Source organism: Streptomyces viridiviolaceus, from assembly GCF_014650995.1.
Lineage (GTDB): Bacteria > Actinomycetota > Actinomycetes > Streptomycetales > Streptomycetaceae > Streptomyces > Streptomyces viridiviolaceus.
In genome coordinates, this window is record NZ_BMWA01000025.1 from 1 (window position 1) to 20,149 (window position 20,149).

Below are 20,149 nucleotides of genomic sequence, written 5' to 3' on the forward strand. Positions count from 1 at the left end.
AGGCCGGAGTCCACCTCGCCGCACTCATCCTCTGGCTCCGCGAACCCAACCAAGATCCTTTGTCAGACAGGACCTAGGGCTCCACGGTTCAAGGCGCCACGGTCTTGGGCTCCACGGTTCAAGGGCTCCACGGTTTAGGGCGGTGCCGCCCGACGGTCTAGGCTCGGCGTCATGTTCTGGCCGATGTTCGCGGTTGCCGTGGGTTTCGTGGGTCTTGCCGTTCTCGCGGTGTTCGCCGTGCGGGTGTTCGTGGAGGCCCGGCGTCTGGGCAGTCAGGTGACGGAATCGGCGCGCCGGATCAACCGGGCCGCGGAGGACCTGGAGCGGGCGGCGGCGAGCGCGGCCCGCGCCGTGGACACCCTGTGAAGGTCCGGATGCCGATACGCGCCGGACGTCCGTGAGTGACGCAGCGGACGTCCGTGAGTTGCGTTTTGGGCCACTTCGCCCTGTCACCCCACAGGTCCCGGCAGGTACGCTGCTGGTCGCGGACCGGAGAACGAGGCCCGGACGCGGACGGGAGTACGCACAGGGATTGCCTCACGTTCACCCCTGAGCGTTACGATCGCTGCACAACACGATCGATCGGACGCATGTCCGACCGGTCGGACAGCACCCCCACCCAGTCGCCTCGGTGAGAAGGTAAAGACTTATGTTCGGAAGGCTCGGCGCCCCCGAGATCATTCTCATCCTCGTCGTCATCATCCTGCTGTTCGGCGCGAAGAAGCTTCCGGACATGGCGCGGTCGCTCGGCAAGTCCGCGCGCATCCTCAAGAGCGAGGCCAAGGCGATGAAGGAGGACAACAAGTCCTCCGCTCCCGCCGACCCGCCGAACACCGGCGAGCAGCCCCCGGCGCAGCGCACCATCCAGGCCGCCCCCGGCGATGTGACCAGCTCCCGCCCGGTCACCGAGCCGACGGACACGACCAAGCGCTGACGCAGGGCCGGTGACCTCCGGCCCGCCGCACGAGATGGGAACGTGGGTTGCTGAAGCCTGCCCGCAAGAAGGAGAAGGATCCCGAGGGGCGGATGCCCCTTGCGGAGCACCTCCGTGAGCTCCGCAACCGGCTCGCGAAGGCGCTGCTGGCCATCGTCGTCGTCACCGTCGTCGCCGCCTTCTTCTACAACGACATCATCAACTTCTTCACCAAGCCGGTCCTCGATTCGGTCGGCTGCTCGAAGTCCTTCGAGGAGCTGGCGAAGACGGCGGACGAGAACCGGTGTGCGCAGATCACGATCAACGGTCTGCTCACGCCCTTCACCCTGGCGCTGAAGGTCTCCCTGATGGCGGGTGTCGTGCTCGCCTCCCCGATCTGGCTCTACCAGTTGTGGGCGTTCGTCGCCCCGGGGCTGCACCGGCACGAGAAGAAGTACGCCTACGCCTTCGTCGCCACGGGCGTCCCGCTCTTCCTCGGTGGTGCCTTCTTCGCCTACAAGGTGCTGCCCACCACGGCGAAGGTCCTGATCGAGTTCACGCCCTTCGGCGTCGACAACCTGCTGCCGCTGGACGACCTGCTCGACCTCGTCACGCGCATGGTGATCGTCTTCGGTCTCTCCTTCGAGCTGCCGCTGCTGCTGATCATGCTCAACTTCACCGGGGTGCTGACCGGCAAGCGGATGCTCGGCTGGTGGCGTGCGATGATCATGGGCATCACGCTGTTCGCCGCCATCGCCACGCCCAGCACGGACCCGCTGACCATGATGGCGCTGGCCGGACCGATCTGGGTGCTGTACTTCGGCGCCGTGGCCATCGCCCTGCTCAACGACCGCCGCAGGCGCCGCCAGGAGGCCCTGGGTCCCGCCGACGACGAGGCCTCCGAGCTGGACCTCACCCCGGAGGACGTCGGCGAGGTCGAGCCCGTGACGGCCAGCCGCGCCCTGCCCGAGCAGGCGAAGACGGAGCGGGTCAACGGCTACGACGACGTGACGTGACGCCACGTGACACACCGTGACGTGACGTGATGTGACGCCACGCCCGGGCCGTGCGTCCCCGCGACGCGGCCCGGGCCCCGCCGGGGCCGGACCCTGATCCGGATAATGATCGTCCTGTTGTCAGTGTGGCCCGGTACGCTCGAAAGCACGATGACAGAGGACCTCTCACCGGCCGAGCGGTACGCGGCAGCCCGTAAGCGCGCTGCCGAGCAGGCCACCGCGCTCGCCTCCTTCCGCGAGATGTACGACTTCGGCCTCGACCCCTTCCAGATCGAGGCCTGTCAGGCCCTCGAAGCGGGCAAGGGCGTGCTGGTGGCCGCACCCACCGGCTCCGGCAAGACGATCGTCGGCGAGTTCGCCGTCCACCTCGCCCTCCAGCAGGGCAAGAAGTGCTTCTACACGACGCCCATCAAGGCGCTGTCCAACCAGAAGTACGCCGACCTGTGCCGCCGCTACGGCACCGGGAAGGTGGGCCTGCTCACCGGCGACAACAGCGTGAACTCCGAGGCCCCGGTGGTCGTGATGACCACCGAGGTGCTGCGCAACATGCTGTACGCCGGCTCCCAGACCCTCCTCGGCCTCGGCTACGTGGTCATGGACGAGGTGCACTACCTCTCCGACCGCTTCCGCGGCGCCGTCTGGGAGGAAGTGATCATCCACCTCCCCGAGTCGGTGACCCTGGTGTCACTGTCGGCCACCGTGTCGAACGCGGAGGAGTTCGGCGACTGGCTCGACACCGTGCGCGGCGACACCCAGGTGATCGTCGCCGAGCACCGGCCCGTGCCGCTGTTCCAGCACGTGCTGGCCGGGCGCCGGATGTACGACCTGTTCGAGGAGGGCGAGGGTCACAAGAAGGCCGTCAACCCCGACCTCACGCGCATGGCACGCATGGAGGCGAGCCGCCCGTCGTACCAGGACCGCAGGCGTGGCCGGGCCATGAAGGAGGCCGACCGCGAGCGGGAGCGCAGGCAGCGCTCCCGCATCTGGACGCCGAGCCGGCCGGAGGTCATCGAGCGGCTCGACTCCGAGGGGCTGCTGCCGGCGATCACCTTCATCTTCAGCCGCGCCGCCTGCGAGGCCGCCGTCCAGCAGTGCCTGTACGCGGGGCTCAGGCTCAACGACGAGGAGGCGCGGGAACAGGTGCGCGCCCTCGTCGAGGAGCGCACGGCCTCCATCCCCCCGGAGGACCTGCACGTCCTGGGCTACTACGAGTGGCTGGAGGGCCTGGAGCGGGGCATCGCCGCCCACCACGCGGGCATGCTGCCGACCTTCAAGGAGGTCGTGGAGGAGCTGTTCGTACGCGGCCTGGTCAAGGCGGTCTTCGCGACCGAGACCCTCGCCCTCGGTATCAACATGCCCGCCCGTTCCGTGGTGCTGGAGAAGCTCGTCAAGTGGAACGGCGAGCAGCACGCCGACATCACCCCCGGCGAGTACACCCAGCTCACCGGCCGGGCCGGCCGGCGCGGCATCGACGTCGAGGGCCACGCGGTCGTGCTGTGGCAGCGCGGGATGAACCCCGAGCACCTCGCCGGACTGGCCGGCACGCGCACGTACCCGCTGCGGTCCAGCTTCAAGCCGTCGTACAACATGGCGGTCAACCTGGTCGAGCAGTTCGGCCGGCACCGCTCGCGGGAGCTGCTGGAGACCTCCTTCGCGCAGTTCCAGGCGGACAAGTCGGTCGTCGGGATCTCCCGGCAGGTGCAGCGCAACGAGGAGGGCCTGGAGGGCTACAAGGCCTCCATGACCTGCCACCTCGGCGACTTCGAGGAGTACGCGCGGCTGCGCCGCGAGCTGAAGGACCGCGAGACGGAGCTGGCCCGGCAGGGCGCCGCCCAGCGGCGTGCCGAGGCGGCCGTGGCGCTGGAGAAGCTCAAGCCGGGCGACGTCATCCACGTGCCCACGGGCAAGTACGCGGGCCTCGCCCTGGTGCTGGACCCCGGCCTGCCCGCCGGGCGGTCCAACGGCCACCGCGGCTTCGAGTACCACGACGGGCCGCGCCCCCTGGTGCTGACCGCCGAGCGGCAGGTCAAGCGGCTGGCGTCGATCGACTTCCCGGTGCCGGTCGAGGCGCTGGAGCGGATGCGGATCCCGAAGTCCTTCAACCCGCGCTCGCCGCAGTCCCGCCGGGACCTCGCCTCCGCACTGCGCACCAAGGCGGGGCACATCCCGCCCGAGCGGGCCCGCAAGAAGCGGTCCCAGGCCGCCGACGACCGGGAGATCGCCCGCCTGCGCAAGGCGATTCGCGCCCATCCCTGCCACGGCTGCGACGACCGCGAGGACCACGCGCGCTGGGCCGAGCGCTACCACCGGCTGCTGCGCGACACCTCGCAGCTGGAGCGCCGGATCGAGGGCCGGACGAACACCATCGCCCGTACCTTCGACCGGATCGTCGCGCTGCTGACGGAGATGGACTACCTGCGCGGCGACGAGGTCACGGAGCACGGCAAGCGGCTCGCCCGGCTCTACGGCGAGCTCGACCTGCTCGCCAGCGAGTGCCTGCGCGAGGGGGTCTGGGAGGGACTCTCCCCGGCCGAACTCGCCGCCTGCGTCTCGGCGCTGGTGTACGAGTCCCGGGTCGCCGACGACGCCATGGCGCCGAAGCTGCCCTCGGGCAAGGCCAAGGCCGCGCTCGGCGAGACGGTCCGTATCTGGGGCCGGCTCGACGCGCTGGAGGAGGAGTTCCGGATCAGCCAGACCGAGGGCGTCGGCCAGCGCGAACCCGACCTCGGCTTCGCCTGGGCCGCGTACATGTGGGCCTCCGGCAAGGGCCTCGACGAGGTGCTGCGGGAGGCGGAGATGCCGGCCGGTGACTTCGTGCGCTGGTGCAAGCAGGTCATCGACGTCCTCGGTCAGATCGCGGCCGCCGCGCCCGTCGATGGCTCGACCGTCCCGAAGAACGCGCGCAAGGCGGTCGACGGACTGCTGCGCGGGGTGGTCGCCTACTCGTCGGTGGGCTGACCGCCGCGGCGGACGGTCCGTCGGAACGGAAACCACTCACCCCTTGCGGTGAGTGGTTTTCGTATGTCCGTACGTCGTTACGACGGGTGTTCGAGTAACTCCGCTGCGTGCAAATGGGTCCGAGGCTACTACCGCCCCGGTGCCCGTTTCAGGCGCTTGCTGAATATGACACGGCGATGATCCGCTCGGACTAAGCTCGCCCGCAGCGCACCGAGTTGAGGCGAATTCGTGCGCTTGTTCCCTATGTGCAGAAGATGCGCACAACTCCCTGACATACCCCCCTGCAAGCTCCCCCATCCCTGCCGATTCGTTTTCAGAGGGCCTACATGGTGAGTGTTGATTCCCCTCCCGGCCGACGCGAACTCCCCTACACGCGGGTGCTGTTGCTGCCGGCCATACTGATGGCCGCGGCGACGGGGGCCGCCGTCGCCCTGGTGACGGAGCCGGCCCGTCCGGCCGTCGTCTGGTGCGGGGCCGTCGCCACGCTCCTGGTGATCGTCGCGGCGGGCGAAGCGGTCCGCCGCGGCCGCACCCTGAGGGCCCTGCGCGCCGAACACACCCGTCACACCTCGTCCCTGGAACGCCGGATCGCCGGCCACCAGGAGGAGATGGCCCGTATCGGCGGCGAGATCCTGCCCGCGGCGATCCGCTACATGCGCAAGGGGAACACCCCCGACGAGGTCATGCGGCACCTGGGCGATCTCGACCCCTCCTACGTCGACCTCGGCGAGCCCCAGCGCAAGCTGATCCGCATGGTGTGCGGCATCGTCGACCACGAGATCGCGATGCGCGAGTCCGGCGAGCGTTCCTTCGTCGACATCGCCCGCCGCGTCCAGGCGATCGTCCACCAGCAGAACAAGGAACTCCGCGAGATGGAGGAGGACCACGGCCGCAACCCCGAGGTCTTCGACGACCTGCTGCGCATCGACCACGGCACCGCGCTGATCGGCCGACTCGCCGACTCCATCTCCGTCATCGGCGGCGGCCGGCCCGGACGCCAGTGGCCCGAGCCGGTCGCGCTGTACAGCGTGCTGCGCGGCGCCATGTCCCGGATCCTCGAGTACCGCCGGATCAACCTGGCCTCCATCGCCAAGGTCAACATCAAGGGAACCGCGGTCGAGCCGGTCATCCACGCCGCGGCGGAACTCCTGGACAACGCCACCCGCTACTCGCCGCCGCACGCCAAGGTGCACGTCACCGCGACCGAGGTGCAGAGCGGCGTCTGCATCGAGATCGAGGACGCCGGCGTCAGCCTCAGCGAGGAGTCCCGCGCCCGCATCGAGGGCCTGCTGGAAGAGGCCAAGCGCGGCACCGACGTGCAGGACCTCGGCGCCCACCCGCGCCTCGGCCTGTCCGTCGTCGGCCGGCTGTGCACGCAGTACGGGATGGACGTCTCGCTGCGGGCCTCCGCGTACGGCGGGGTCCGGGCCATCCTCATCGTGCCGAGCAAGATGATGACCGACGAGCCCGGTGTCGGACTCGCCCACGGCATCGGCGCGACCTCTATTCCGCGCCCGGGCCCGGACGCGCTGCCCGGACCCAACCGCCCGCCCAAGAAGCGCCGTCCCACCAGTCCGCGCATTCCGGCCACGGTCTCCCTTGAGGACGACGTGCCCGTGGTCACCGAGTGGACGGCGGGCGGCCTCCCGCAGCGCCGCCGCCGGGTCAAGATGCCGCTCAGCCAGCGGCTCGCCGAGCAGGCGGCCTGGGAACGGGAGGAGGCCGAGCGCGAGGCCCGCGAGGCCGCCGAACGGGCCCGGAACGGCTTGTCGGTGACCGAGGAGCCCGAGCCCGAGAAGGAGAAGACCGAGGAACTCCCGCCGGGGCACTGGATCGGGGCCTTCTGGGAGGGCCTCAAGGGGCATCCGGGCATCACCCAGGCCCACCAGCAGTCCAGCAACGAGCCGGCCCACGCCCCGGCCGACGACGAGGGGAATCTCAAGTGATCGAGCAGCAAGGCAAGTTCGACTGGATGCTCAGGGACCTCTACGACGGCGTCCCGGGCATCGAGATGATCGTGGTGCTCTCCGCCGACGGGCTGCGCATCGCCCGCTACTCCGGCGACCCGGACGCCGCCGACCGCGTCGCCGCCGCCTGCGCGGGACTGCAGAGCCTGGCGGGTGCCGTCGCCCAGGAGATCCCCACCAGCGACGGCGAGATGAAGATGGTCCTCATCGAGATGAACGGCGGCTACTTCTATCTGATGGCCGCCGGCCCCAACGCCTACCTCGCGGTGCTCTCCGACGTCCGTTGCGAGCCCGGCCGGATGGGCCTCAGCATGGCTGACCTGGTCGCCCGGATCGGCCCCCATCTGACCAGTCCCGCCCGGCGCAACGGGCAGACCGTATGACTCCTCCCCAGCGCCAGAGGCGATCTCCGGGGCAGCCGCCCGCCGTGCCTCCCCCGGCGGACACGCCCCCCAAGGAGGGGGAGCTCCGCAATCCCGAGCGGCTGTTCGTCATCGGCGGCGAAGCGGGCGGGGAGCGCGCCGCCGACCTCGACCTGGTCACGCTGATCGTGGCGCGCGCCGACCCGCCGGTGTCCGCCACTCCGGAGCAGGCGGCCGTGCTGCGGCTGTGCGCCGCGCCTCTGTCCGTCGCCGAGCTGTCGGCCTACCTGAGCCTGCCGTACAGCGTGGTGGCCGTGTTGCTCACCGACCTGCTGGCGGCGGAACTGGTGCAGGCCCGCGCTCCGATCGTCCGCCAGAAGGTCGCCGACCGATCCCTTCTCGAAGCGGTGATGCATGGACTTCAAAAGCTCTGACACGATTCCGGGCCCACGGACGGAGGACCGGCTGCCGCACACGGCCGAGGCCGCCGTGAAGATCGTCATCGTCGGCGGCTTCGGCGTCGGCAAGACCACCATGGTCGGCTCGGTCAGCGAGATCAGACCGCTGACCACCGAGGAGACGATGACCCAGGCCGGCATCGGCATCGACGACAACTTCGGCTCCGCCTCCAAGACCGCCACCACGGTGGCCATGGACTTCGGCCGCATCAGCATCACCGACCAGCTGGTGCTGTACCTCTTCGGCACGCCCGGCCAGGAGCGTTTCTGGTTCCTGTGGAACGGCCTCTTCGAGGGTGCGCTCGGTGCGGTGGTGCTGGTCGACACCCGCCGTCTGGAGGTCAGCTTCGACGTCATGGGACGGCTGGAGGAGCGCGGCGTGCCGTTCGTGGTCGCCGTCAACTCCTTCCCTGACGCGCCCCGTTACCCGGTCGCGGAGCTGCGGACGGCGCTCGACCTGCCCGAGGAGATCCCCATCCTCGACTGTGACGTGCGGCGCCGGGCCTCCAGCCGGGACGTCCTGATGACCCTGATGCGCTTCCTGCACTCCCTCGCCATGAAGGGCGCGCTCACCTGACCCGCGCGGCCGACCAACCCCCTCGACCCACACCTCTGTTGCGGAGCGACACTGTGACGCCTGAACGCCACGCCCCGACCGGAACGGGCGACCCCCTGCTCGAGCCACCGCCCGGCTGCCCCGCGCACGGCCTCGGACCGGGTGGACTGCACCGGCTGTACGAGGCGGACGACCTGGACGAGCTGTACGAGCAGCTGCGGGAGCGGCACGGGCCCGTGGCGCCCGCCCTCCTCCACGACGACGTACCGATCTGGGTGGTCCTCGGGCACGCCGAGAACCTGCACCTGGTGAGCACCCCCGCCCAGTTCTGCCGCGACAGCCGTATCTGGACCCCGCTCAACGAGGGCATGGTCAAGCCCGACCATCCGCTCATGCCGCACATCGCCTGGCAGCCCATCTGCTCCCACGCCGAGGGCGACGAGCACAAGCGGCTGCGCGGCGCGGTCACCGGCGCCATGTCCACCATCAACTTCCGGGAGCTGCGCCGCCACATCAAGCGGTACACCCAGCGTCTGGTCAACCGGTTCTGCGAGGAGGGCCGCGCCGACCTCGTCGGCCAGTTCGCCGAGCACCTGCCGATGGGCGTGATGTGCCATCTCCTCGGCATGCCGGAGGAGTTCAACGACCGGATGGTGGAGGCCGCCCGCGACACGCTCAAGGGAACCGAGACGGCCATCGCCAGCCACGCCTACGTGATGGACGCGCTGGCACGGCTCACCGCCCGACGGCGTGCCCAGCCCCAGGACGACATCGCCGGCCACCTCGTCAACCACCCGGCCGGACTCACCGACGACGAGGTCAGGGAGCACCTGCGCGTGGTCCTCCTGGCCGGCTACGAGGCGACCGTCAACCTCATCAGCAACGTGCTGCGCGTGGTGCTCACCGACCCGGGATTCCGCGCCCAGCTCAGCGGCGGCCAGATGACCGTGCCCGAGGCGGTCGAGCAGTCCCTGTGGGACGAGCCGCCGTTCAGCACGGTCTTCGCCTACTTCGCCAAGCAGGAGACGGAGCTGGGCGGCCAGCGCATCCGCAAGGGCGACGGGCTGCTGTTCGGCATCGCGCCGGGCAACGTCGACCCGCGCATCCGGCCCGACCTCGCCGCCGGCATGCAGGGCAACCGCTCCCACCTCGCCTTCGGCGGCGGACCGCACGAGTGCCCCGGTCAGGACATCGGGCGTGCCATCGCCGACGCCGGCATCGACGCGCTGCTGATGCGGCTGCCGGACGTACAGCTCGCCTGCGCGGAGGACGAGCTGAGCTGGCGGTCGTCGATCGCCTCGCGGCACCTGGTGGAGCTGCCGGTACGGTTCGAACCCAAGCCGCAGCAGGAGGTGACGCAGGAGCCGAGCCACGCCCCGGCCCCGCCGCAGCCCGCGGCCGCCTGGCACGTCGGCACCCGGGAACAGCCGCAGCCGCAGTCACCGCCGGCCCAGAGCCGGCCGCAGCCCGTGCCGCCCGTGGCGGCGGCCGCGACGCAGCCCCAGCCGGTGCCGGAACCACCCCGACCGCTGGGTGCCTGGCAGCGCTTCCTGCGCTGGTGGCGCGGTTACTGACGGCCGGCCGGGGCGGCGGCGCCGGCCCAGTCGTCGTACGACGTCCAGGCCCGCAGGGTACGCCCGCTGCGGAAGCGGTGCTCCCGCCCCGTGACCGGATCGGTGAACTCCAGTCCCCGCGCCAGCAGTTGCAGCGGGCGCCGGAAGTCACCGGCCGGCACGGGTGCGGTCACCACCGGGTAGAGCGGGTCGCCGAGGATCGGCACGCCGAGGGCGTTCATGTGCACGCGCAGCTGGTGGGTCTGGCCCGTGCGGGGCACCAGCCGGTACCGGGCCGGCCCGTCGCCGCGGTGGGCGATCAGCTCGATGTCACTGACCGCATTCGGCTCGCCCTCGACCTCGCGGGCGGTCAGCACCCCGCGTTCCTTCACGATCCGGCTGCGCACCGTGCGCGGCAGGCCGAGCGCGGGTGCGTAGGGGGCGACGGCCTCGTACTCCTTGCGCACCCGCCGGTCGCGGAACAGCGTCTGGTAGGCGCCGCGCTCCTGCGGGCGGACCGTGAACAGCACCAGCCCGGCGGTGAGCCGGTCGAGGCGGTGCGCGGCGGTGAGCGTCGGCAGGTCCAGCTCGCGGCGCAGTCGTGCGAGCGCGGTCTCGGCGACGTGGCCGCCGCGCGGGGTGGTGGCCAGGAAGTGCGGCTTGTCGGCGACGACGATGTGCTCGTCGCGGTGCACGACCTCCAGCGTGAAGGGCACCGGCACCTCGGCGGGCAGCTGCCGGTGGAACCACACGTACATCCCGGGCACGTACGGGGCGTCCGCGGCGACCGCCCGGCCGTCCGCCCCGACGATCAGTCCGGTGTCGAACATGCCGTCGATCACCCCGGGCCCCGCACCGGACAGCCGCTCCACCAGGTGTTCGCGCACGGTCGGCCAGGCCCCGGCGGCGGGCAGCCGCACGCGCACCGGATCCACTCCGTGGCGCTGCCGGAGGGGCGAGGGCGGGGGAGGGGTACGGCGTCTCATCGTGTGCCAGCGTACGAGGCGGAAGCGCGGCACCGGAAAACCGCTGGGCTCGTCACCGGCCTGTTGGCAGGATGCGGATCATGCCCTATCTCACCAGCGCGGTTCTTCCCGCGGGAGCCCTCTCCGGGTCCCGGCAGCCCACCCTTCCCACCGGTGACGGCCTGGTCCTGCGCCCGTGGCGGGCCGAGGACGCGCCTGCCGTCCACGCGGCCTTCCAGGACCCGTTGATGCACCGGTGGCACATCCGCGCCGCCGAATCCGTCGACGAGGTCCGCGGCTGGATCGCGGCATGGCAGCGGGCCTGGGCCGAGGAGAAGGACGTCCAGTGGGCGGTGGCCGACGCGGCCGACGACCGGTTGCTCGGCCGGGTCGCCCTGCGCAACGTCCTGCTCGGCGACGGCGTGGCCGAGGTCGCGTACTGGACCGTGGCGGCGGCCCGTGGGCAGGGCGTCGCAGCACGTGCCACGGCTGCGCTGGCCCGCTGGGCCCTCGACGAGACCGGCTTCCACCGTCTGGAACTCAGCCACTCGGTGGCCAACGAGGCGTCGTGCCGGGTCGCGGAGAAGACCGGCTTCGCCCTGGAGGGCACCAAGCGCAGTGCCCTGTTGCACTCCGACGGCTGGCACGACATGCACCTGCACGCGCGCGTGCGCGGCGACTGAGGTGAGGCGTCCGTCGTCCTACGCGGCGGACGCGCCCTCCTGCTCCGCCTCGATGCGCGCGTTCCACTCCCGCTTCGACGCCTGCCAGCCGTCCTCGTTGTGGCCGAGCCGCCAGTAACCGGAGATGGACAGGTCCTCGCGGGGGATCTGGCGCTCCACTCGCAGCAGCTTGCGCAGCTCCTTGACGCAGCCCGCCTCGCCGTGGACGAACGCGTGCACCCGTCCCTCGGGGAAGTCCAGGGCGCGCACGGCCTCGACCAGGGCCTGACCGGTGGGCCGGCCGGCCCGGTGCAGCCAGACGACCTCCACGTCGGAGTCGATCTTCTGCTCCTCCTGGGGCCCGTCGATCTCCACGAAGGCGAAGGCGCGGGCGCCGTCGGGCAGCGCCTCCAGGGAACGGGCGATCGCGGGCAGGGCGCTCTCGTCACCGGCGAGCAGGTGCCAGTCGGCGGCGGGATCGGGGGCGTAGGCGCCGCCGGGGCCCATGAACCGCACCGTCTCGCCCGGCCGCACGCGCTTCGCCCAGGGCCCGGCGAGTCCCTCGTCCCCGTGGATCACGAAGTCCAGGGTCAGCTCCAGGTGTTCGGCGTCCCACTGGCGCACGGTGTACGTCCGGGTCACCGGCCACTGCTCGCGCGGGAACTCCTCGCGGATGCGCTCCATGTCGAAGGGCTCCGGGTAGGTCACGCCCGCGGCCGGGAACAGCAGCTTCACATAGTGGTCGGTGCAGGTGTCCGCCGGGAATCCGGCGAGCTCCTCGCCGCCGAGCACCACGCGCTGCATGTGGGGGGTCAGCCGCTCGGTGCGGACGACCCGTGCGGTGTGGGGCTTGCGCGGCCTGCGGCCCGGACGGTCTGCCATGACGGCCTCCCTGTTCCCTGAGTTAGGTTTACCTAAGTTAGCACCTTCCCCCCACCTGACACCTCATGGACGAGAGCTGGTGAACGCCCCGCGCAGAGTACGGCTTCCCCTCGGCGGGGTGGTGATTCACCGCGCAAGCATTGCTTGCCCGGGCCGCACCGCTCAGGAGGTGAGTGTCGTCAGCAGCCGTTCCAGGGAACCGCCGAGGCCCCAGCGGGCCGTCAGCTCCGCCAGCGCCGCGGGATCGCGCGGCGTGCGCGGCAGCGCGGTGCCGACCTCGGGCAGCGGTACGTCGTCGGCGACCCGGACGACCTTCGGTGCGACCGCGAGGTACGGCCGCGCCTCGGTCAGCCGCTTGCGCTGCGAGGGCGTCAGCTTCGCCCCGGGGTCGTCCACCGCGGCCATGATCCCGGCCAGGTCACCGAACTCCGCGAGCAGCTTGGCGGCCGTCTTCTCGCCGATGCCGGCCACGCCCGGCAGGCCGTCGCTCGGATCGCCGCGCAGGACTGCCAGGTCGGCGTATCCGCGGCCGTCGACGCCGTACTTCTCGCGCAGTACGGCCTCGTCGGTGAGCTGGAGGCTGCCGACACCCTTGATCGGGTAGAGCACGCGTACGCCGCGGGCGTCGTCGACGAGCTGGTACAGGTCCCGGTCGCCGGTGACGATGTCGACCGGGCCGGCGGCCCGCGCGGTGTAGGTGCCGATGACGTCGTCCGCCTCGTACGCCGCCACGCCCACGCGGGCGATGCCGAGCGCGTCGAGGACGGCCTCGATGACGGGCACCTGCGGCGAGAGCGTGTCGGGCACCTCCTCCACGTCCGGCGCCGTCTTCTGTTCCTCGGCGACGCGGTGCGCCTTGTACGAGGGGATCAGCTCCACCCGCCAGTGCGGCCGCCAGTCGGCGTCCATGCAGGCCACCAGGTGGTCGGGCCGGTGGTCCTTCACCAGGCGGTCGATGAAGTCGAGGAGTCCGCGCACGGCGTTCACCGGCGTGCCGTCGGGTGCCTTCACGGAGTCCGGGACGCCGAAGTAGGCGCGGAAGTAGAGGGAGGCGGTGTCGAGAAGCATCAGTCGTCCGGTCACGCCACGCATCATGCCGCAGCAACGGCGGGGCCTCGGTGCGGCACGGGGTGCGGGCGACGACCCGTGCGGAGGACACGTGTACGGGGCGTGAAGGAGATGTGAACCGGGTCACTCGTACGTTTGACCTCGAGGCAAGGGGGCAGGCGCGCACCCGGGTCGAAGCTGGTTGATGCATTCAACTGTTAGCGAGGCTTCGCATCCCGGCCCCTGTCCCCGACGCAAGAGGTAAGCGTGTCAGCAAGGCTTGAAGCCGAGCACCTGTACAAGGTGTTCGGCAGACGACCCGACCAGGCAGTCGAACGACTGCGCCAGGGCGCCGACCGGGAGGAACTGCGTGCCGACGGCACCACGGCCGCCGTCATCGACGCCTCCTTCACCGTGGAGCCCGGCGAGATCTTCGTGGTCATGGGCCTGTCCGGGTCCGGCAAGTCCACGCTGCTGCGCATGCTCAACGGCCTGCTGGAGCCGACCGCCGGGCACGTCCGGTTCGGTGGCCAGGACCTGACCGAACTCAGCGACCGCGGGCTGCGCGAGGTCCGCTCCAAGAAGATCAGCATGGTCTTCCAGCACTTCGCGCTCTTCCCGCACCGCAGTGTCCGCGACAACGCCGCCTACGGCCTGGAAGTGCAGGGCGTGCCCCGCGCCGAGCGCGAACGCCGCGCCGACGAGGCGCTCGCCCTGTGCGGCCTGGCCGGCTGGGAGAAGTCGTGGCCGGACGAGCTGTCCGGCGGCATGCAGCAGCGCGTCGGCCTGGCCCGCGCGCTCGCCACCGACGCCGACCTGCTGCTGATGGACGAGTCCTTCAGCGCGCTCGACCCGCTGATCCGCCGCGACATGCAGGACCAGCTGCTCGAACTGCAGAAGACCCTGAAGAAGACGATCGTCTTCATCACCCACGACCTCAACGAGGCCATGCGACTGGGCGACCGCATCGCCGTCATGCGCGACGGCCGGATCGTGCAGATCGGCACGGCGCAGGACATCCTCATCCGCCCCGCCAACGAGTACGTCGCCTCCTTCACCCAGGACGTCGACCGATCCCGCGTGCTCACCGCCGGCGCCGTCATGGACACGGAGCTGCGCGGCGACGAGGCCGACTGTGCCTGCGAGACCGCCACGCCCGACACGCCCTTCAGCGAGCTGTGCGCGATCAGCGCGCGCGTATCCCACCCCGTGGCGGTGCTCGACGCCGAGCGCGCCCTCGTCGGAGTCGTCCCCAGGCAGCGCCTCGTCGGCTTCCTGGGCGACGAGCAGGGCGAAGCCGGCTCCTGCGACAGCCCGCGGGGCAAGGGCGGCGAGAAGGTGATGGCCCGTGCCTAGGATTCCGCTCGGCGACTGGGTCAACGACGGGGTCGACTGGCTGCTCGACCACGTGGCGTGGCTCTTCGACTTCTTCAAGGCCGTCTTCACCGGCACCTACGACGGCATCAACGCCGTCCTCCAGGCCCCCGAGCCGCTGCTGCTCGTCGGCATCTTCGCGGTGATCGCCTTCTGGCTGCGCGGCACGCTCGCGGGTGTCCTCACCTTCGTGGGATTCGCCTTCATCGACTCCCTCGAACTGTGGGAGAACGCGATGATCACGCTCTCCCTCGTGCTCGTCGCCACGATCATCGCGCTGGTCGTCTCGGTGCCGGTCGGCATCTGGGCGGCCCGCTCCGACCGGGTCAGCGGCATCGTCCGGCCGGTGCTGGACTTCATGCAGACGCTGCCCGCGATGATCTACCTCATCCCGGCGATCCTCTTCTTCGGCACCGGCGCCTCCGCGGGCATCGTCGCCACCCTGATCTTCGCGCTCGCCCCGGGCGTGCGCATGACCGAGCTGGGCATCCGGCAGGTCGACAAGGAGCTGGTCGAGGCTGCCGAGGCGTTCGGCACCACGCCCCGCAACACCCTGCTGCGCGTCCAGCTCCCGCTGGCGCTGCCCACGGTGATGGCCGGCGTCAACCAGGTCATCATGCTCGGCCTGTCCATGGCCGCGATCGCCGGCATGGTCGGCACCGGCGGCCTCGGCGGCGACGTCAACGAGGCCATCGGCCAGCTCAACGTGGGCCTGGGCTCCGAGGCCGGCGTGGCCATCGTGATCCTGGCGATCTACCTGGACCGGATGACCAGCGCGCTCGGCACCCAGGTCTCCCCGCTCGGCCGCCGTGCCGCCGCCAAGGCGCGCGCCGCCGCCGGGGGCCTGAAGATCTGGTCCTACCGGCCGCGTCCGCAGGTCGCCGTGGTCGGCGTGGTGATCCTCGCCCTCGTGGCCGGCGGCATGGGCATGTTCGGCGGCTCCGGCGACTCCGAGGCCGTCGCCGACGGCAAGAACGTCGGCCAGGGCAAGAAGGTCACCCTCGGCTACGTCCCCTGGGACGAGGGCGTCGCCTCCACCTTCCTGTGGAAGGAGATCCTCGAGCAGCGCGGCTACGAGGTCGAGGCCAAGCAGTTCGACGCGGGGCCGCTCTACACCTCGCTCGCGCAGGGCGACATCGACATCGTCACCAACTCCTGGCTGCCGACCACCCACGAGCAGTACTGGAAGAAGTACGGCAACCGGCTCGACGACCTCGGCTCCTGGTACGACAAGACCTCCCTGGAGCTGACCGTCCCCGCGTACATGAAGGACGTCAACTCCCTGGAGGACCTCAAGGGCAAGGCCGCGGCCTTCGGCGGGAAGATCACCGGCATCGAGTCCAGCGCCGGCGAGATGGCCCTGCTGAAGAGCAAGGTCCTCAAGGAGTACGGCCTCGACAAGGAGTACAAGGTCGTCGACAGCTCCACGCCGGCGATGCTGGCCGAGCTCAAGCGGGCCTACAGCAAGCAGGAGCCGATCGTCGTCACGCTCTGGTCCCCGCACTGGGCGTACAACGACTACGACCTGAAGAAGCTGAAGGACCCCAAGGGTGCCTGGGGCGAGGGCGACGGCGTGCACACGCTGTCCCGCAAGGGCTTCGCCGGCGACGACCCCACGGTCGCCCGGTGGCTGAAGGACTTCGAGCTGGACGAGAAGCAGCTCACCAGCCTGGAGGCCGAGATCAACAAGGCCGGCAAGGGCAAGCAGCAGGACGCCGTCCGTGCCTGGCTGGGGGACAACCCCGGCATCGTCGACAAGTTCGCCCCGGTCGAGGACGGCTCCGGCTCCGCCCCGGCCGAGGCGAAGCGCCCCCTGGACGTGGCCTGGTTCCCCTGGGACGAGGACGTGGCCGTCACGTACCTGTGGAAGAACGTCCTGGAGCGCCGCGGCTACAAGCTGAACCTCAAGCAGATGGACGTCGGCCCCGTCTACACCGGCCTGGCCTCCGGCGATCTCGACCTCAACTTCGACGCCTGGCTGCCCCACGCCCAGAAGAACTACTGGGAGAAGAGCAAGGACGACCTCGTCGACCTGGGCACCTGGTACCAGCCGACCTCGCTGGAGATCGCCGTGCCCAGTTACGTCAAGCACGTCAAGTCCATGGAGGACCTCAAGGGCAAGGCCGACCTCTTCGACGGCAAGATCATCGGCATCGAGCCGGGCACCGGCCAGATGAACCTGCTCAAGACGAAGGTCCTGCCGGGCTACGGCCTGGACAAGGAGTACGAGGTCGTCGACGGCTCCACGCCGGCGATGCTGGCCGAGCTCAAGCGCTCCCTCGCCAAGAAGGAGCCCGTCGCGGTCACCCTGTGGTCACCGCACTGGGCGTACAGCGAGTACGAGCTGACCAAGCTGAAGGACGGCAAGAAGCTCTGGGGCGAGAACAACACCATCCACACCATCGCCCACAAGAAGTTCCCCGAGCAGTACCCGCAGCTCACTGAGTGGATCAAGAACTTCCGCATGAGCGAGGACGAGCTCGGCACCCTGGAGAGCGAGATCAAGGACCGCGGCCAGGGCCACGAGGAGGAAGCGGTGGCCGCCTGGCTGAAGGAGCACCCGGACATGGTCGAGCGGATGACACCGAGGTAATCCGCCACCGTCGTACGGACCGTCCCCGAGGGGCGGGCCCGGCCGCGCCACCTGACGGCGCGCGGCCGGGCCCGCCCCTCGGGCCGTCTCCGGAGGGAGCACGGTAAGGATCCGGACAACCACGGAGCGCCATGCCGCGGCCCGAGCAGCGCCCGGACCGGCGCCCGGGGGCGGGCGGGAACACGCGGAGCCGCCCGTGCCTTGAAAAGAAGGAGGGCCCGGCACGGTGGACAGGCAGACGATCTCGTGGCGTGAACTGTGAGGTCGTGTCCACCGCAGCGTGACGTCGATGTGACGGGCGCATGAAACGGTTTGCCGAACATGCGTAGGGTGCAGAGAACTCATCAAGAGGACGGCGCCCGGGTAAGGGCACAGGGGCGGCACGGCGACGGGCGAAGGAGGGAGCCGGAGCGATGGGCGACCACAAAGACCAGTCCCTTCGGGTGGGCGCGGCCGTACGGCGGCGGCGCCGCGCGCTCGAGCTCACCCTTGCCGTCGTGTCCGCTCGCAGCGGCCTGTCCGTTCCCTTCCTGAGCCAGATCGAGAACGACCGGGCCCGGCCGAGCCAGAGCTCCCTGGAGAAGGTGGCCGACGCCCTGCGCACCACCGCGGTGGAACTGCTCGCCGCCGCCGACCCCGCGTGCAGCGTGGACGTGGTCCGTGCCGAGGAACCCGACCCGGAGCTGGCACCCCGGGTGCGCTCCCTGGTGCGCGGTCACCACCAGATGCACGCCTCGGAGTTCACCGGCGACCATGACGCCGGGCGTGAACTGCAGTACCGCAACGACCAGTTGATGTTCGTCGCCGAGGGTGCGGTGGAGATCGAGGCCGAGGGCCGCGCCTACCGGCTGGGGCGCGGCGACACCCTGTACCTCACCGGCGGGGTGCGGCACCGCTGGCGGGCGACGGTGCCCGACACCCGGCTGATCGTCGTGGCGGTCGCCGAGCACATCGAGGCGGTCCGGGACCGGTCGCGCCGGTGAGAGTCGTCTCCCTGGTGCCCTCGCTGACGGAGTCCGTGGCCCGCACGGTGCCCGGCGCCCTGGCCGGCGCCACCGACTGGTGCACCCACCCGGCCGGACTGGACGTCGTACGCGTCGGCGGCACCAAGAACCCGAAGATCGAGCGGATCCTCTCCCTCGCCCCCGACCTCGTGATCGCCAACGAGGAGGAGAACCGCGCCCCCGACATCGAGGCCCTGCGCTCGGCAGGCGTCGACGTCCTCGTGACGGAGGTGCGGACGGTACCGCAGGCCTTCGGCGAGCTGGCCCGAGTGCTGGCGGCCTGCGGCGCGGGCGCCCGGCCCCGGTGGCTGGATAAGGCGGAACAGGCGTGGTCGGCCCTGCCGCTGCCGGAGCGCCGTACGAGGGCCGTCGTGCCGATCTGGCGCCGGCCGTGGATGGTGCTGGGCCGGGACACCTTCGCGGGCGACGTACTGGCGCGCCTCGGCGTCGACAACCTCTACGCGGGCCACCACGACCGCTATCCGAAGGTGCCCGTCGAGGAACTGCGGGCCGCCGGGCCGGACGTCGTGGTGCTGCCGGACGAGCCGTACCGCTTCACCGCCGACGATGGCCCGGAGGCCTTCCCCGGGCTGCCCCGCGCCCTCGTCGACGGCCGGCACCTCACCTGGTACGGGCCGTCCCTGGCCGAGGCGCCCCGGTCGCTGGGCGAGGCCCTGCGAGCAGCGCGCCGCTGACCAGCCCGCGCGCGGTGTGCACGGCGGCCGTGGCCCAGGCCGCGACCAGGACGACGTACAGCACGACGGTGAGACCGTCGTACACGGCGAGCCCGGTGTGCCGGGCCAGCGCCTCGGCGCCGGTGACGCAGGTGCCCACCGGGAACGTGAACGACCACCACGTCATCGAGAAGCCCATGCCCTGCCGCCGGGCCCGGACGACGTGCGCGGTGGCGAGGCACAGCCACAGCAGCGCGAAGCCCATCACGGGCACGCCGTAGAGCACGGCCAGCACGCCGAAGCCCTCGCCGTAGGAGGCCGGCACGGCCCCGGGCGCCACGTCCGCGAACTTGCCCACGGCGGTCGTGGACTGTCCGAGCGGGCCGAGCACCAGGAACAGCGTCGGGGTGAGGGCGAGCGGCAGCGGACCGCCGGTGATCAGCCGGGCGAAGACGACCGGCAGCGTCACCAGGGTGGCGAGCAGGCTCAGCCCGAACAAGGCGACACACGCGAACAGCAGTGTCTGGCGGGGCTGCCCCGGCGGCAGGTGCGGGACCAGCAGCGGCCCGACGGCCGCGGACACCATCGGGGCGACGAGCGGCAGCAGCCACACCGGGGAGGCCTGCCCCGGCTCGATGCGGTGGCGTACGGCCATCAGGTACGGGACGGCGACCGCCGCCGTGAGTCCGATGACCGTCCCGGCGGTGAACAGCACCGTGGCGAGGGCGACCGCGGCCGGTGTGCCGATCCAGTCCCGGCCGACGGTCACGGCCCCGCCGCCGACGGCCAGCAGGGCCATCGCGAGGCAGCCGTAGAACGGGGCCGCCGCAGGGTCGAGCAGATGGGCCCGGGCCTGGTCGCGGTGGTGCCGCCAGTGCAGGGACCGGGCCACGAGCAGCACCGCCAGCAGCACCAGGGACAGCACCCATACCGCGACGCAGGCGGCGCGCAGACCGGGCACGTGCCCGGGGAGCGCCGACCCGGCGGTGCCGACGATCGCGGTGCCCATGACGCAGGCGTACCAGTTGGGCCCGAGGTGACGGACGGCCGGCGCGCGGCGGGGACGGGTGGCTGCGGGGGAGAGGGGCTGGGCTGCGGTGACCATGCTTCCACGGTTCCGGTGGCCGGGGGCGCCGACCAGGGAGCATGCCTCTATGAGGACATA

General features: G+C 71.0%; 18 protein-coding genes. 14 read left to right on the forward strand and 4 right to left on the reverse strand.

Annotated features, from left to right (window positions below; translation table 11 throughout):
* Positions 1 to 171 precede the first annotated feature (171 nt).
* The 9 genes from IE260_RS30495 to IE260_RS30535 all read left to right on the forward strand — a co-directional run bounded on the left by IE260_RS30495 (position 172) and on the right by IE260_RS30535 (position 9,804).
* Positions 172 to 366: a hypothetical protein gene (locus IE260_RS30495; protein ID WP_189877709.1), complete on the forward strand. Its 195-nt coding sequence runs from the start codon at positions 172 to 174 to the stop codon at positions 364 to 366.
* A gap of 283 nt (positions 367 to 649) precedes the next feature.
* On the forward strand, positions 650 to 934 hold the full coding sequence (tatA, locus tag IE260_RS30500) for a Sec-independent protein translocase subunit TatA (protein WP_189877711.1): 285 nt from the start codon (positions 650 to 652) through the stop codon (positions 932 to 934).
* Between the two features lie 47 nt (positions 935 to 981).
* Positions 982 to 1,929: a twin-arginine translocase subunit TatC gene (gene tatC / locus IE260_RS30505; protein WP_189877713.1), complete on the forward strand. Its 948-nt coding sequence runs from the start codon at positions 982 to 984 to the stop codon at positions 1,927 to 1,929.
* 105 nt (positions 1,930 to 2,034) lie between these two features.
* Positions 2,035 to 4,887: a DEAD/DEAH box helicase gene (locus IE260_RS30510; protein WP_189877715.1), complete on the forward strand. Its 2,853-nt coding sequence runs from the start codon at positions 2,035 to 2,037 to the stop codon at positions 4,885 to 4,887.
* A 326-nt stretch (positions 4,888 to 5,213) separates the two neighbouring features.
* Positions 5,214 to 6,833 carry a sensor histidine kinase gene (locus tag IE260_RS30515; protein ID WP_189877717.1) on the forward strand — a complete coding sequence of 540 codons (1,620 nt, stop codon included), beginning with the start codon at positions 5,214 to 5,216 and terminating at the stop codon, positions 6,831 to 6,833.
* A 26-nt stretch (positions 6,834 to 6,859) separates the two neighbouring features.
* Positions 6,860 to 7,237 carry a roadblock/LC7 domain-containing protein gene (locus IE260_RS30520; protein WP_373303430.1) on the forward strand — a complete coding sequence of 126 codons (378 nt, stop codon included), beginning with the start codon at positions 6,860 to 6,862 and terminating at the stop codon, positions 7,235 to 7,237.
* Entirely contained in the window at positions 7,234 to 7,650 is a 417-nt protein-coding gene (locus tag IE260_RS30525; protein ID WP_189877721.1) for a DUF742 domain-containing protein, read from the forward strand. The genes IE260_RS30520 and IE260_RS30525 overlap by 4 nt, the downstream gene beginning before the upstream one ends.
* On the forward strand, positions 7,631 to 8,251 hold the full coding sequence (locus IE260_RS30530) for a GTP-binding protein (RefSeq protein ID WP_189877723.1): 621 nt from the start codon (positions 7,631 to 7,633) through the stop codon (positions 8,249 to 8,251). Before IE260_RS30525 ends, IE260_RS30530 begins: the two co-directional genes overlap by 20 nt.
* Positions 8,252 to 8,304: 53 nt before the next feature.
* The gene (locus tag IE260_RS30535) at positions 8,305 to 9,804 is read left to right on the forward strand and encodes a cytochrome P450 (RefSeq protein ID WP_189877726.1); all 1,500 of its coding nucleotides are present in this window, start codon (positions 8,305 to 8,307) and stop codon (positions 9,802 to 9,804) included.
* Here the strand turns inward: IE260_RS30535 and IE260_RS30540 are convergent.
* Positions 9,798 to 10,769, reverse strand: coding sequence for an RluA family pseudouridine synthase (locus IE260_RS30540; protein WP_189877728.1), 972 nt, complete (start codon positions 10,767 to 10,769; stop codon positions 9,798 to 9,800). The two genes, IE260_RS30535 and IE260_RS30540, sit on opposite strands and share 7 nt — an antisense overlap.
* An 80-nt stretch (positions 10,770 to 10,849) precedes the next feature.
* Here IE260_RS30540 and IE260_RS30545 point away from each other — a divergent pair, with 80 nt between their 5' ends.
* Positions 10,850 to 11,431 (forward strand): GNAT family N-acetyltransferase, encoded by a 582-nt coding sequence (locus IE260_RS30545; RefSeq protein WP_189877730.1) that lies wholly within the window; start codon positions 10,850 to 10,852, stop codon positions 11,429 to 11,431.
* Positions 11,432 to 11,449: 18 nt separating this feature from the next.
* On the opposite strand, the gene IE260_RS30550 is transcribed toward IE260_RS30545, so the two are convergent.
* On the reverse strand, positions 11,450 to 12,292 hold the full coding sequence (locus tag IE260_RS30550) for a siderophore-interacting protein (RefSeq protein WP_189877732.1): 843 nt from the start codon (positions 12,290 to 12,292) through the stop codon (positions 11,450 to 11,452).
* Positions 12,293 to 12,454: 162 nt separating this feature from the next.
* Positions 12,455 to 13,384, reverse strand: a complete 930-nt coding sequence (locus IE260_RS30555; protein ID WP_373303431.1) for a 5'-3' exonuclease — start codon at positions 13,382 to 13,384, stop codon at positions 12,455 to 12,457.
* A 222-nt stretch (positions 13,385 to 13,606) separates the two neighbouring features.
* On the opposite strand from IE260_RS30555, the gene IE260_RS30560 reads away from it, so the two are divergent.
* The 4 genes from IE260_RS30560 to IE260_RS30575 all read left to right on the forward strand — a co-directional run bounded on the left by IE260_RS30560 (position 13,607) and on the right by IE260_RS30575 (position 19,005).
* The gene (locus tag IE260_RS30560; protein ID WP_189877736.1) at positions 13,607 to 14,695 is read left to right on the forward strand and encodes a quaternary amine ABC transporter ATP-binding protein; all 1,089 of its coding nucleotides are present in this window, start codon (positions 13,607 to 13,609) and stop codon (positions 14,693 to 14,695) included.
* Entirely contained in the window at positions 14,688 to 17,306 is a 2,619-nt protein-coding gene (locus IE260_RS30565) for an ABC transporter permease/substrate binding protein (protein ID WP_189877737.1), read from the forward strand. The genes IE260_RS30560 and IE260_RS30565 overlap by 8 nt, the downstream gene beginning before the upstream one ends.
* Positions 17,307 to 17,719: 413 nt before the next feature.
* Positions 17,720 to 18,289, forward strand: coding sequence for a helix-turn-helix domain-containing protein (locus IE260_RS30570; protein WP_189877739.1), 570 nt, complete (start codon positions 17,720 to 17,722; stop codon positions 18,287 to 18,289).
* Positions 18,286 to 19,005: a helical backbone metal receptor gene (locus tag IE260_RS30575; RefSeq protein ID WP_189877741.1), complete on the forward strand. Its 720-nt coding sequence runs from the start codon at positions 18,286 to 18,288 to the stop codon at positions 19,003 to 19,005. The genes IE260_RS30570 and IE260_RS30575 overlap by 4 nt, the downstream gene beginning before the upstream one ends.
* Here IE260_RS30575 and IE260_RS30580 read toward each other — a convergent pair.
* Complete coding sequence (locus IE260_RS30580) at positions 18,932 to 20,089, reverse strand: TDT family transporter (protein ID WP_189877743.1); 1,158 nt, start codon at positions 20,087 to 20,089, stop codon at positions 18,932 to 18,934. The genes IE260_RS30575 and IE260_RS30580 overlap by 74 nt on opposite strands.
* Between the last annotated feature and the right edge of the window lie 60 nt (positions 20,090 to 20,149).